Origin of the sequence: Terrabacter sp. RAF57 (assembly GCF_052113925.1) — a bacterium.
Lineage (GTDB): Bacteria > Actinomycetota > Actinomycetes > Actinomycetales > Dermatophilaceae > Terrabacter.
The window spans coordinates 1-12,614 of sequence record NZ_JBFRDT010000031.1 but is presented as its reverse complement, the minus strand read 5'-3'; the positions used below and the strand labels follow the sequence as shown (position 1 = coordinate 12,614).

The window sequence follows — 12,614 nt, the reverse complement described above, 5'->3', positions numbered from 1 at the left end:
ATGCGTCCGGATGCAGCCCGCCCGGACTTTCTTCCCAGCGGCTCAACCGCTGACATGATGACGACCATGCAGGACGACGCGGACCGGCAGACCGAGACCCGCGCCCTGCTGGCCGAGCTCGGCACCGCCATGATCGCCACCGGGCAGCCGGTGCAGGAGATCGAGGAGGAGCTCACCGAGGTGAGCGCCCGCCTCGGATTCCCCGAGGTCCAGACCGCCGTCGGCCCCACCGGCCTCATGATCAGCCTCACCCAGGGTGGCCCGTCGACCTTTCGCTCGGCCCCTCCCGGCCTGCGCCTGCACCAGTCGGCGAGCGTCCGTCTCATCCGCCACCAGCTCGTCACCGGCGTGCTGACCATCCCCGCCGCCCGCGACGAGCTCGCCGCCACGGCCAAGCGCCCCGTCCAGCAGCCGGCGTGGCTCGTCGCCCTCGCCTGGCCCGTCCTCGCCGTCGGCATCGCCCTCATCCTCCAGCCGGGCTGGGCCAACATCGCCGCGGCCGCGGCCTGCGCCCTCATCGTCCTCGCCCTCGTCCAGCTCGCCGAGCGCTACGAGGTCGTCAAGGCGCTGCTCCCGACCCTCGCCGCCTTCGCCGTGTCCCTCGCCGTCTTCGGCGCCGCCAACGCCGGGCTCCTCGAAGGCCCGCTGCGCACCGTCCTACCACCGCTCGCCGTCCTGCTCCCCGGAGCGCTCGTCGTCAACGGCATGTCCGAGCTCGCCTCCGGGCACATGCAGGCCGGCTCGGCTCGGCTCACCTACGGCCTCGCGCAGCTCGGCCTCTTCGCGCTCGGCCTGCTCATGGCCACCGCCCTGCTCCGGGTCCCGACGCCGACCCTCGTCAACCTCCGCGTCGACGAGATCGGCTGGGCCGGCGCGGTGGTCGGCCTCATCCTCATCGGCGCGAGCATCTGCCTCATGGAAGGCGTCCCGCTGCGCATGCAGGGCTGGGTCCTGCTCGTGCTCAGCCTCGCCTTCGGCGCCCAGGTGGCCGGGCAGGAGGTCGGCTCGATCGCCCTCGGCGGCTTCCTCGGCGCCATCGCCGCGAGCCTCGGCGCGAGCGTCGTCGAGCTGCGCCGCCCGCAGCTGCCGCGCCTCGTCCTCTTCCTCCCCGCCTTCTGGCTCCTCGTCCCCGGCAGCCTCGGCCTCGTCGGCGTCACCGAGCTCGCCGCCGGACGCGAGTCGGCCACCGACGTCGCCCTCGGCCTGCTCGGCGTGGCCATCGCCATCTCGCTCGGCCTGCTCGTCGGCTCCTCCGTCGGCCGCGCCCTGCGCGGGCGGCTCGCGACCCCCGTCGCACGCGTCGACCCCACCACGTGAACCGCGGCCACGGCATACGACCCCCACGGCATACGAGGGCACGGCATACGACCCCACGGCGTACGGCTAGAGTCGGAGACGCAACACCCTGTCCTCTCGCCAGGACGGGGTGTTGCGCGTTGCCCGCCGGTGCGGACAGCGCCACCGGGGGTACGGAACGTAGGCTCTAGGGTCAACTGGCCCCAGACCAGCACGCCGAGGAGGCACCGTGTCTCAGACTTCATCCCGGATCAGGACGATCCTGCCGACGTCGAGTCGCACCGCATTGGGAGCGACCGTCGCCACCGGTCTGCTGACCGCCCTCGCCCAGGCCCCCGAGCGCCTGAGCCGGCTGCTGCGCGACCGCTACCCCATGGTCGCCGTGACCGGCATGACCGGCGTCGGCAAGAGCCAGCTCGTCGACCGCCTCTCACGCCGCTCGACCGACGACGCCGCCGCCGAGGTCGGCTCGGCCACCATGGAGCGCCGCACCCGCAAGGGCGCCAAGCTGCACGGCTTCCGCTTCCTCGTCGTCCCCGGCGACAACGCCGCCACCCGCCTCGCCGCCCTCGACGAGGTCTTCCACGACGAGCCGGTCGACGGCCTCATCCACGTCGTGGCCAACGGCTACGCCACCCCGCGCCGCGCCGGCGGCACGAGCGGCGTCGCCAGCGCGACCCGCGAGGAGCAGCTCGCCGCCGAGCTCGAGGACTGGACCATCACCTCGCACCGCATCGCCTCGCTGGCCGTCCGCCGCAGCAAGCCGATCTGGCTCATCATCGCCGTGACGAAGACCGACCTCTACCCCGACGGCGTCGACGAGGCCGTCCACTACTACTCCCCCGGCAGCGGCACGCCCTTCGGCGACAAGGTCGACGCGCTGCGCGCCCTCGCCGGCGGCGCCAAGCTCTCCATCGACGTGCTCCCCGTCTCCAGCCAGGGCGGCGACCGCAAGTCGCCCCTGCCCGAGAAGCGCGCCGGCGCCATGGTCGACGCCCTCGCCACCCGCCTGGGCCAGCTCAGCGGCCACGCCTGACCCGGGGCATCTCCGACCGGCACCGACCGGTACCGACCGACGTCAGTAGCGGTCGGCCTCCCGCAGCGCCTTCGGCCGGCCATCGGGGTCGTGGATCAGGTCGAGCGGCAGCGGCGCCCACGCCCGCTGACCGGCCGTGAGCTGCGGCATCGGCAGCAGGCGCAACCGCCCGGGCGGCCGCGCCCCGTACCTGCCGCCCGCGTGCCAGGCCTCGAGCTCTGCGGCACGGCTCGCATAGGCCTCGAACATCCCTGCCGCATCGAGGCAGTCGTCCATCGCCGCCTCGAGTCCGCGGTCGCCCACCGCCTTCAGCCGGTCGAGGTGCTCGGCGGCCAGCGTGAGCCGCAGGTCGCGGGCATACGCCTCGTCGAGCACGACGGCCGACAGCTCCGAGTCGTGCGTCCACGAGCGGCGGCTGAAGTTGTCCGAGCCGATGCCGGCCCACGTGTCGTCGATGACACAGACCTTGGCATGGACGTAGACGGGGACACCGGCATGGTTCTCGAGGCCGTATGCCGCCACGCGGCCGGGAGCGACCGCCTTCAGTCGGGCGATCGCTCGGTCACGACCGAGCAGCTGCGGCACGCGGTTGACCCCGTCGAGGTCAGGGACGAGCGGGATGACGACGACGAGGTGCAGGCCCGGCTGCATCCGCAGCTGCTCCTCGAAGACGCGCGCCACGTCGTGGCCCCAGAAGTACTGGTCCTCGACGTAGACGAGACGCTCCGCCCGCTGCACGGCCTTGGCGTAGCCCCGCGCCACGCTGCGCTCCCCGCCCCTGGCGAAGGGATAGTCGCGGCCGTGCCTGAGGTCGGGATAGGTCCGGAGGAGCTGCACCGTGTGGTCCCCGGCGGGCGGCGGCGGCGGCCACTGCTCGGGGAGCGGCGCCGGCGAGCTGGCCAGACCTCGGGCCTGGTCGGCCGCGCGTCGCCACGGAGCCCGCGTCAACGGCGTCGGGTCCTCCCACCGCTCCCGGAAGACCGTCTCGACGTCGTGGACCGCCGGCCCCTGGATCGCCGTCTGGACGTCGTGCCACGGCGGGTGCGCGCCGTACTCGTCGGCGAGGCGCTGGGGCTGCGGGTCACCCTCGTGCGTCGCGTCGTCCCGCCGGTTGTGCGCGAGGTCGATCCCGCCGACGAACGCCACGTCGCGGGTCGGGTCGTCACGGTGCCGGATGACGACGAACTTCTGGTGGTGCGATCCACCCGTGCGCACCCGCATGTCGAGCAGCACCTTGGCACCCCGCTTCGCCAGCTGCTCCCCGAGGTGACGGTTCTCCGTGGCGAAGAAGCCGGTCTGGTCGAGGTGCGAGCGCCACACCAGCCCGTAGACGACGACGCCGCGCCGGTCCGCACGGGAGAGCACCTCGACCACCTCGCTGCCGGGCTCACCCGTCAGCCGTTCGTCGCCATCGCCCTGCCAGTCGGTGAAGAGCACGAGGTCGCCCGGCCCCGTCGCCTCGAGTGCGTCGTGCAGCGCGCGGAAGTACGTCGCGCCGTGGATGAGCGGACGCACGTGGTTGCCCACGGACCACGCCCGGTCACCGTGCAGCGCGTCGACCCGGGTCGTCGGGTTGCCACGCTCGGCCCGGGTCAGCAACCAGTCAGCAGGCTCGACCATGCCCCGAGCATGCCCCATCCGGGACGGCCGCGAGCGCTCCCGACGGCATACGCGTCCGTCGATCGCGTATGCCGTGAGCCGGGGTCAGCGGGACAGCTCGGCCTCCTGCCCCAGCCGCTCGAGCTTCATCGGGTTGCGCATCGCGTAGACGTGGGTGATCCGGCCGTCCTCGACGTCCACGCTCACGACCGTCGTCCCGAAGGCCGGCAGGTCGATCCGCACCGCGCGGCCACCGTTGAGCGACAGGGTCGCGATCTGGGCCCCTTCGCTGACGCGGGGGAAGGCCGACAGGAAGTTCGCCACCCGCTTGGCGCCGGTGACCGGATGCCGGGCGGCCTGAGCCAGCCCGCCGCCGTCGGCGACGAGGACGACGTCCGGGGCGAGCACGTCCATGAGCGCCTGCACGTCACCGGTCGTCACCGCGGCCATGAAGCGCTCGAGCACCTGCTCCTGCTCCGACCGGTCGACGGCCACCCGGGGACGACGGGCCGCCACGTGCTCGCGCGCGCGGTGGGCCACCTGGCGCACCGCCGCCGTCCCCTTGCCCACGGCCTCGGCGATCTCGTCATAGGGCACGTCGAAGACCTCGCGGAGCACGAAGACCGCCCGCTCGGTCGGGGTCAGCGTCTCGAGCACCGTGAGCATCGCGATCGACACGCTCTCGGCCAGCTCGACGTCCTCGGCGACGTCCGGGCTCGTGAGCAGCGGCTCCGGCAGCCACTCGCCGACGTAGTCCTCGCGCCGGCGGGCGAGGGTCCGCAGCCGGTTGAGCGCCTGCCGGGTGACGATCCGCACGAGGTAGGCCCGCGGGTCGCGCACCTCGGCGCGCGCGTCGTCACCGAGGTCGGCCCACCGCAGCCACGTCTCCTGCACGACGTCCTCGGCGTCGGCCGCCGACCCGAGCATCTCGTAGGCCACCGTGAAGAGCAGGCTGCGGTGGTCGAGGAACGGGTCCCGGCTCATGCCGTCGAGCGTACGGCCGTGCGCTCGGCCATCGGCTTGAGACCGCACGCCGACGCGAAGCCCTCCGACTCGATGCCGAGGGCGACGTTCGAGCGCGTCGTGAGGTTGGCGTAGCCGATGACCGTCGTCAGCTCGACGACCCCGGCGTTGCCGAGCTGCGCCGAGAGACTCTCGACCATCTCGTCGGTGACGGTGGGCGGCGTCTGGCTCATCGCCTCGGCGTACGCCATGACCTCCCGCTCGAGCGGCGTGAAGACGTCGGACTCGCGCCAGCGCGGGATCTCCCGCGCCCGATCGACGTCGAGGCCGTGGTTCTTGGCCATGAAGTAGTTGAAGTCGAGGCACCACGTGCAGCCGACGAGCGACGCCACGGCCATGTGGGCGAAGGACTTGAGGCCCTCGTCGCACGCGTCCCACTTCTGCAGCTGCTGCCCGAAGCGCATGCCGGCCTTGAGCGCCGGGACGTGGTGCCACATGACACCGAGCGACTCGGGCACCTGGCCGAACATCCTGCGGCTGAAGACCTTCACGACAGCGCCGTACGCGCCGGTGATCGGCTTGGGCTGGATCCTGGTGGTCATGGTTCCTCCTCGGGGGAACGTCGGGGTTGCGTCGACATGAAGACACCGGCCGCGCCCCGGATGTGACATCCCGCCGCCAAGACATCGAGAACGCCGGGCCGCAGCGTCCGCTCCCGGGTCGCCTCCGTGGAAAACTCGGAGGGATGCAGACCGGTGACTTCGAGCTGACGACGGACGAGCTCCGCGCCGTGGTGGCGTATGCCGTGTCGTGCGCCGAGCCCTCGCTCCTCCTCTTCGAGCGGGCTGAGCCTGACGACCCGCGCCCCGCGGCCGCGCTCGACGCGGCGCGAGTCTTCGCCGAGGGTGCTCCGCGCTCGCGCCTCCAGCGGACGGCCGCCGCCGACGCCCACCGTGCCGCGAAGGAGGCGTCGACCGAGCCCGCCCGGCACGCGGCAACCGCTGCGGGCGACGCTTCCGCGGCGGCATACCTCCACCCACTGGCCAAGGCGACGCAGGTGCGCCACATCCTCGGGGCGGCGGCCCATGCCGCCCGGGCGGCCGAGCTCGCCCGGGGCGATGACCCCGTCGTCGCGGAGTACGTCGTCACGGCTGCCGCGAAGCGGGCCACGCCAGAGCTGCTCGACGTGCTCGGTCGCTACCCGCGAGCGCCGCACGGGCGCACCCGGGTCGCCGCGCTCATGACCCGGCTCGACAGCCTCCTCCGCGACCCGCCGCCCACGCCGCGCGTCGTCGACGACCTGGGCCCCTTCTTCCACGGGACGCGAGCCGACGTCGCCGTCGGCGAGCTGCTCACGCCAGGGTGGCGCTCCAACTACGGCTCGGGCCGGCAGTCGAAGCACATCTACCTCACGGCCAGCCGCGAGGGCGCACCGCTCGCCGCCGAGCTGGCCCGCGGCGACGGGCCGCCGCGCGTCTACCGGGTCGAGCCCGTCGGCACGATCGAGGACGACCCGAACGTCACCGACAAACGCTTCCCGGGCAACCCGACCCGCTCCTACCGCACGACGGAGCCACTGCGCGTCGTCGAGGAGATCGTCGGCTGGGAGCCGCCGCCGGTCGCGATGGTCGAGCACATCCGCGCCCGCATGGGCGAGCTGGCCGAGCTCGGCATCGAGGCCATGGACGACTAGGGACCGACCGAGGAGGGGGACGATGACGGACTACGAGGTCAAGGCGCTGACACCCGAGACGTGGGACGCGTACGCCGCGATGATCGAGCGGCACGGAGGCGTCTTCGGTGGGTGCTGGTGCACGTGGTTCCACACGATGAGCTGGGAGAAGGAGCGCGAGTACGAGGCGAACCGGGACCTCAAGAAGCGCCTGGTCGAGGAAGGCCGGGCGCACGCCGCCCTCGCCTTCGACGGAGACGAGGCCGTGGCCTGGGCTCAGTTCGGCTCTCCCGCAGAGCTGCCCAACATCTACCACCGCAAGCAGTACGAGGAGGAGCTCGACCTCCTGCCCGACTACCGGATCACGTGCATTTTCGTCGACAAGCGCCACCGCCGGAAGCACCTGTCGGACCTCGTGCTGCGGGGCGTCCTCGACCTCGTGGCCGCGGCCGGTGGCGGGCTCGTCGAGGGCTATCCGCACGACAACGACGGCAAGAGGAAGTCGGTCCTCTACGACGGGACCCGCGCCCTCTACGAGCGGGCCGGCTTCGACTACGTCCGGGCCAAGGGCCAGGGCAACTGCGTCATGCGCCGGACCGTGCCGTGACGGCGATCTTGCCGCGGACCCGGCCGGCCTCGAGGTGCCTCATCGCGTCGACCGTCTCGGCTAGGGGGTAGGCCCGCTCGAGACTGGGCACGACCTGGCCCGACTCGAGGAGCGCGGCCAGCCGCACGTAGTCGGCGCCCCGCTCCTGCGCGATGACGCTCGTCAGGCGCTGACCGCTGAACGCCGACGACAGTCGCGCCCGGAGCTGTCGGCCCATCGTGCCGCCCGTCCAGTCGCCGCCGCCCTCGCCACCGACGAGCACGAGGGTGCCCCTCGGTGTGAGCGCGCGCCGCAGCCGGGAGAGCTCGCACAGGCCCGCGATGTCGATGATGAGGTCGTAGTGGCGCGTCCCGTCCGCGATGTCGTCGACGGCGTAGTCGAGCACGTGGTCGGCACCCAGGGCACGGACGAGGTCGGCCTTGGCCGCGCTGGCCACCCCGGTGACCTCGGCGCCGGCCGCCTTCGCGAGCTGGACGGCATACGACCCGACTCCGCCGGAGGCGCCGATGACGAGCACCTTCTGCCCCGCGGCCACCCGGCCCGCGTCGACGACGGCCTGCAGGGCGGTGCCCCCGGAGATGGGGACCACCGCGGCCTGCTCCCACGTCACGGTGGCCGGGCGGTGGGCGAGCTTGTCCTCGCGGGCGACCGCGTACTCGGCGACCGAGCCGGGGGCGACGCCGAAGACCTCGTCGCCGACGGCGAACGCCGTCACCTCGGTGCCGACCTCGACGACGACGCCGGCGACGTCGCGGCCGATGACGGGCTGCTTCGGCGACCGGAGGCCGAAGACGAGGCGCAGCAGCCGCGGCTTGCCCTGCATGAGGTGCCACGTGCCGCGATCGAGGCCGGCGGCACGGACTTCGACGAGCACCTCGCGGGGACCGATGACGGGACGGGCGATCTCGGCGACGCGCAGGACGTCGGACGTGCCGTAGCCGTCCTGGACGACGGCCTGCATCGTGCTCGCGACCTGGTGCGACTGACCTGACGCGCTCCCACCGATGACGGTGGCCGGTTGGTCCTTCATGACTGCTTCTCCCTCGTCAGCGGCGCGTCGGTCGCGTCGTACTTAGTACGAACACGCTAGCGTACTAAGTACGACGCTGGCTAGGGGCCAGCGAGACGAGCACCGAGAGGCACGACGTGACGACGAGCAGAGGCGGCAGCCCCCCGCCCTCGACCCGCGCGGCGCTGAGCCGGGACCGGGTGCTCGACGGGGCCATGCGCGTCGCCGACGACGGCGGGCTCGGCTCGCTGACGATCCGCGCCGTCGCCGAGCAGCTGGGCACCAAGCCGATGTCGATCTACCACTACGTCGGCGGCAAGGACGAGATCATCGACGGCATCGTCGACCGCGTCTTCGGCGAGATGGATCTGCCTGCCACTGAAGGGGACTGGCGCGCAGAGATGCACCGCCGCTGCGCGTCCGCGCGCACGGTCCTGCGCCGCCACCCGTGGGCCATCCCGCTGCTCCAGTCACGCACGAGCCCGGGGCCGGCGACCCTGCGTCACCTCGACGCCGTCATCGGCTGCCTCCGCGGCGCCGGCTTCTCGCTCGAGCTGACGGCACACGCGTATGCCCTCATCGACTCCTACGTCTACGGCTTCGCCATGTCCGAGGCCTCGTTGCCCATCAACGGCCCGGAGACCGTGGGCGAGGTGGCCGAGTCGATGATGCTGGAGTACCTCGCCGCCGACTACCCCAACCTGCTCGAGTTCACGACCGGCCACGTCCTGCTGCCGGGCTACGACTTCGGCCTCGAGTTCGACTACGGCCTCGACCTCGTCCTCGACGCGCTCGAGGCGCGGGTGCGCCGCGGCACGCCGTCCTAGAGGGTCGCACCGTCACACTGCCCCAGTGCCTCAGTGCCTCAGGCTCGGAGGACCTTCTCCATCGCCTTGCCCTTGGCGAGCTCGTCGACGAGCTTGTCGAGGTAGCGGATCTTCTGCATGAGCGGGTCCTCGACCTCCTCGACGCGGATGCCGCAGACCGTGCCGGTGATCGCGGACGCCTTCGGGTTGAGGTGCGCCTGGTCGAAGAAGCCCTCGAAGGTCGTCTCGGCGGCCAGGTGCCGGTCGAGCTCCTCGTCGTCGAAGCCGGTCAGCCACTCGATGACCTCGTCGAGCTCGGCCTTGGTGCGGCCCTTGCGCTCGAGCTTCTTCACGTAGAGGGGGTAGACGGACGCGACGGACGTCGTGAAGATGCGGTGCTCCATGCTTCGAGGGTAGCGATGCCCGCCGACGCCGGACCGCGCGTGGGACGGGGAAGAAGGACACGGCATACGGACGCTTTTCGTCCGGGAGACGTCATAGCGTTCTCGCCATGGCCATCGCTCGCTATCCCAGCTTCGTCATCGACTGCCCCGACGCGGAGGCACTCGCCACCTTCTACGCCACCCTGCTCGGCTGGACGGTCAAGGCGTCCGACGGATGGGGCGAGATCCGCGACACGGAGACGGGCCAGTGCATCTGCTTCCAGCAGGTCGAGGACTTCAGCTCGCCCCAGTGGCCCGGCCAGGTCGTGCCGCAGCAGATGCACCTCGACGTCATGGTCGAGGACCTCGACGCGGCCGAGCCGGAGGTGCTCGCGCTCGGTGCGACCAAGCACGACACCCAGCCGGGCACGTCGTTCCGCGTCTTCCTCGACCCCGCCGGCCACCCCTTCTGCCTCTGCGTCGACTGACACGACGACCGACACGTCGACGGACGCGTCAGCCGCCAGCGCCCGCGCTCGGGCAGCTCAGCCGACGAGGTGCTCGAGCGCGAGCTGGTTGAGCCGGACGAAGCCGTAGTCGCGCTCGGCGGCCTTCTCGGCGTCGAAGCCGTCGTCGGTCGCGAGGAAGTCCTCGAGCGACTCGCCGGCACCCAGGGTGGGCTCGGCGAGGTCGAGCACGCCGGCATACGCCCACGCCTCGGCGGTGCGCGGGTCGGCGCGGAAGGCGGCGGCCTTGTCGGCGAGCAGGAGGTACATCGCCATGCACGCCTCGGCCGACTCCCACACGCCGTCCATGTACTCGGTGCGCGACGGCTTGTAGTCGAAGTGCCGCGGACCGGTGTAGCGCGGCCCGTCGGGCACCCCCGGGAAGCCGTTCTCGAGGAGGTCGACGGTGAAGAAGGCCGAGACGAGGTCGCCGTGGCCGAAGACGAGGTCCTGGTCGTACTTGATGCCGCGCTGGCCGTTGAGGTCGATGTGGAAGAGCTTGTCGCTCCACAGCGCCTGGCCGAGCGCGTGCGTGTAGTTGAGGCCCGCCATCTGCTCGTGCCCCGTCTCGGGGTTGAGGCCGACGATGTCGCCGTGGTCGAGCTCGGCGATGAGGGCCAGGGCGTGCCCGACGGTCGGGAGGAAGATGTCGCCCCGCGGCTCGTTCGGCTTGGGCTCCAAGGCGATCCGCAGGTCGTAGCCCTGGGACTTGATGTAGCCGGTGACGGTGTCGAGGCCCTCCTTGTAGCGGTCGAAGGCGGCGTGGAGGTCCTTCGACCCGTCGTACTCGCTGCCCTCGCGACCGCCCCACATGACGAACGTCGAGGCGCCCATCTCCGCAGCGAGGTCGACGGCCCGGAGCACCTTGCGCAGGCCGAAGCGGCGCACGCCGCGGTCGTTCGCCGTGAGTCCGCCGTCCTTGAAGACGGGGTGGCTGAACGTGTTCGTCGTGACCATCTCGATGGTGAGGCCGGCGCGGTCGGTCGCGTCCTTGAGCTGCCCGGTGATGCGGGCGCGGGTCGCGTCGTCGGCGTCGAAGGGGAAGACGTCGTTGTCGTGGAAGGTGATGCCCCACGCGCCGAGCTCGGCGAGCTTGTCGGAGTACTCCCACGGGTCGAGGACGGGTCGCGTCGGACCGCCGAAGGGGTCGGTGCCGGTCCAGCCGACGGTCCACAGGCCGAAGGAGAACTTGTCGTCGGGGGTGGGCTGGCGCGTCATTGCGACTCCTCGAGATGATTAGTTTTGTCATGCAACTTACGTCGTGGACCGGCTAGGGTCAAGGCATGGCCAACCTGAGCCAGGCGAGTCTGCGCCACGCGAACCTCGCCCTCGTCGCGCGCACCGTCCTCGCCGCCGACTCCCCACCGTCGCGCGCCGACGTCGCGGTGGTCACGTCGCTGACCCGCTCGACGGTCTCGCGCCTCGTCGACGAGCTCGTCGCCGGCGGCATCCTCGAGGAGGTCGAGTCGGTCGTTGGCGGGCCGGGACGCCCGGGTCGTCCGGCCACCCCCCTCCGGGCGTCGACCGGTCGCTTCGCCGCGCTCGGCCTCCAGGTCGGCGTCGGCCACCTCGCGGTGCGCCTCGTCGACCTGACGGGGGCGGTGCTCGCCGAGCGGCTCCAGACCGCAGACCTCGCAGGCTCACGCCCCGGGAGCACCCTGCGTCGTCTGAGGACGATGGCCGGCCGGGTCCTCGAGAGCGCCCCCCTCGGCTGCCACGTCGTCGGCGCCGGCCTGGCGCTGCCCGGCATCGTCGACGTCGCGGCCGGTCGCCTGCTCAGCGCCCCCAACCTCGGCTGGGAGGACGTCGTGCCCGGCGCCGCGCTCGAGGCCGCACTCGGAGGACTGCCCCTGCGCATCGGCAACGAGGCCGACCTCGCCGCGCACGCGTACGCCCATCCGGCACCCGGGCGCGACAACCAGCCCCAGGACTTCGTCTACCTCAGCGGTGAGGTGGGCATCGGCGGATCGGTGGTCGTCGACGGCGACGTCATGACCGGCCGTCACGGCTGGGCGGGGGAGATCGGCCACGTCTGCGTCGACCCCGACGGACCCCCCTGCCGCTGTGGCTCCACTGGCTGCCTCGAGCAGTATGCCGGCCGGCTCGCCATGCTCGACGCCGCGGGACTCGACGCGTCCACCACGCCGTCCGAGCTGGCGGCCCGGGCCCGGGACGGCGACGAGAAGGCGCGAGCGGCCACCCGATCGGCAGCCCGGGCTCTCGGCGTCGCCCTCGCGGGCGTCGTCAACGTCCTCGACATCCCCACCGTCGTCCTCGGCGGACACCTCGCGCAGGTGGGTGACCTGCTCACCCCGGAGGTCGAGGAGATCCTCGGCAGGCGGGTGCTGTCAGGACGCTGGGTCCGTCCGCGGGTCGTCATCGCGTCGGACGACCCCGCGCCCGGAGCCACGGGGGCCGCCCTGCTCGCCCTGGACGAGCTCGTCCGAGATCCCGCTGGGGTGCTCGGGCACTGAGAAGAGCGCCTTTCCGTCGGGAAAGGCGCTCTGGTGGGGTGAATGGACGCAGAAATGCGACAACCCCGCCAGGTGTCCTGGCGGGGTTGTCGTGAATGGTTGTCCGGCTGCGTCCTACTCTCCCACACCGTCACCAGTGCAGTACCATCGGCGCTGAAGGGCTTAGCTTCCGGGTTCGGAATGGAGCCGGGCGTTTCCCCTTCGCTATGACAGCCGAAACTCCCGGGCGTTTCCCCTTCGCTATGACAGCCGAAACTCTATGG

The 12,614-nt window shown here is 72.0% G+C and carries 13 protein-coding genes and 1 rRNA gene; 7 read left to right on the top strand and 7 right to left on the bottom strand.

What is annotated here, in order from left to right; all coding sequences use genetic code 11:
• The first annotated feature begins 66 nt into the window (after positions 1-66).
• Together AB4Y83_RS21495 and AB4Y83_RS21490 are read left to right on the top strand one after the other, a co-directional pair.
• The gene (locus AB4Y83_RS21495; RefSeq protein WP_442298115.1) at positions 67-1,317 is read left to right on the top strand and encodes a threonine/serine ThrE exporter family protein; all 1,251 of its coding nucleotides are present in this window, start codon (positions 67-69) and stop codon (positions 1,315-1,317) included.
• Between the two features lie 208 nt (positions 1,318-1,525).
• Positions 1,526-2,332, top strand: a complete 807-nt coding sequence (locus AB4Y83_RS21490) for a GTPase (protein ID WP_442298114.1) — start codon at positions 1,526-1,528, stop codon at positions 2,330-2,332.
• Positions 2,333-2,374: 42 nt separating this feature from the next.
• On the opposite strand, the gene AB4Y83_RS21485 is transcribed toward AB4Y83_RS21490, so the two are convergent.
• The 3 genes from AB4Y83_RS21485 to AB4Y83_RS21475 form a co-directional block, all read right to left on the bottom strand.
• Complete coding sequence (locus AB4Y83_RS21485; protein ID WP_442298113.1) at positions 2,375-3,952, bottom strand: phospholipase D family protein; 1,578 nt, start codon at positions 3,950-3,952, stop codon at positions 2,375-2,377.
• Positions 3,953-4,036: 84 nt separating this feature from the next.
• Entirely contained in the window at positions 4,037-4,915 is an 879-nt protein-coding gene (locus AB4Y83_RS21480; RefSeq protein WP_442298112.1) for an RNA polymerase sigma-70 factor, read from the bottom strand.
• Entirely contained in the window at positions 4,912-5,496 is a 585-nt protein-coding gene (locus AB4Y83_RS21475) for a carboxymuconolactone decarboxylase family protein (RefSeq protein WP_442298111.1), read from the bottom strand. The genes AB4Y83_RS21480 and AB4Y83_RS21475 overlap by 4 nt, the downstream gene beginning before the upstream one ends.
• 143 nt (positions 5,497-5,639) lie before the next feature.
• Here AB4Y83_RS21475 and arr point away from each other — a divergent pair, with 143 nt between their 5' ends.
• Positions 5,640-6,587: an NAD(+)--rifampin ADP-ribosyltransferase gene (arr, locus tag AB4Y83_RS21470; protein WP_442298110.1), complete on the top strand. Its 948-nt coding sequence runs from the start codon at positions 5,640-5,642 to the stop codon at positions 6,585-6,587.
• A gap of 22 nt (positions 6,588-6,609) precedes the next feature.
• Positions 6,610-7,173 carry a GNAT family N-acetyltransferase gene (locus tag AB4Y83_RS21465; RefSeq protein WP_442298109.1) on the top strand — a complete coding sequence of 188 codons (564 nt, stop codon included), beginning with the start codon at positions 6,610-6,612 and terminating at the stop codon, positions 7,171-7,173.
• On the opposite strand, the gene AB4Y83_RS21460 is transcribed toward AB4Y83_RS21465, so the two are convergent.
• Positions 7,151-8,203 carry an NAD(P)-dependent alcohol dehydrogenase gene (locus AB4Y83_RS21460; RefSeq protein ID WP_442298108.1) on the bottom strand — a complete coding sequence of 351 codons (1,053 nt, stop codon included), beginning with the start codon at positions 8,201-8,203 and terminating at the stop codon, positions 7,151-7,153. The two genes, AB4Y83_RS21465 and AB4Y83_RS21460, sit on opposite strands and share 23 nt — an antisense overlap.
• A gap of 116 nt (positions 8,204-8,319) precedes the next feature.
• On the opposite strand from AB4Y83_RS21460, the gene AB4Y83_RS21455 reads away from it, so the two are divergent.
• A complete protein-coding gene (locus AB4Y83_RS21455; RefSeq protein WP_442298107.1) occupies positions 8,320-9,009 on the top strand; it encodes a TetR/AcrR family transcriptional regulator in 690 nt (229 codons plus the stop codon).
• Positions 9,010-9,047: 38 nt separating this feature from the next.
• Here AB4Y83_RS21455 and AB4Y83_RS21450 read toward each other — a convergent pair whose 3' ends face one another.
• The gene (locus tag AB4Y83_RS21450; RefSeq protein WP_442298106.1) at positions 9,048-9,392 is read right to left on the bottom strand and encodes a DUF2200 domain-containing protein; all 345 of its coding nucleotides are present in this window, start codon (positions 9,390-9,392) and stop codon (positions 9,048-9,050) included.
• A 107-nt stretch (positions 9,393-9,499) separates the two neighbouring features.
• Between AB4Y83_RS21450 and AB4Y83_RS21445 the strand changes: the two genes are divergently transcribed.
• Positions 9,500-9,859, top strand: coding sequence for a VOC family protein (locus tag AB4Y83_RS21445; RefSeq protein WP_442298105.1), 360 nt, complete (start codon positions 9,500-9,502; stop codon positions 9,857-9,859).
• A 57-nt stretch (positions 9,860-9,916) separates the two neighbouring features.
• Here AB4Y83_RS21445 and xylA read toward each other — a convergent pair whose 3' ends face one another.
• Positions 9,917-11,095, bottom strand: coding sequence for a xylose isomerase (gene xylA, locus AB4Y83_RS21440; protein WP_442298104.1), 1,179 nt, complete (start codon positions 11,093-11,095; stop codon positions 9,917-9,919).
• A 65-nt stretch (positions 11,096-11,160) separates the two neighbouring features.
• On the opposite strand from xylA, the gene AB4Y83_RS21435 reads away from it, so the two are divergent.
• Complete coding sequence (locus AB4Y83_RS21435; protein WP_442298103.1) at positions 11,161-12,351, top strand: ROK family protein; 1,191 nt, start codon at positions 11,161-11,163, stop codon at positions 12,349-12,351.
• 101 nt (positions 12,352-12,452) lie between these two features.
• Here AB4Y83_RS21435 and rrf read toward each other — a convergent pair.
• A 5S ribosomal RNA gene (gene rrf / locus AB4Y83_RS21430) occupies positions 12,453-12,569 on the bottom strand.
• Between the last annotated feature and the right edge of the window lie 45 nt (positions 12,570-12,614).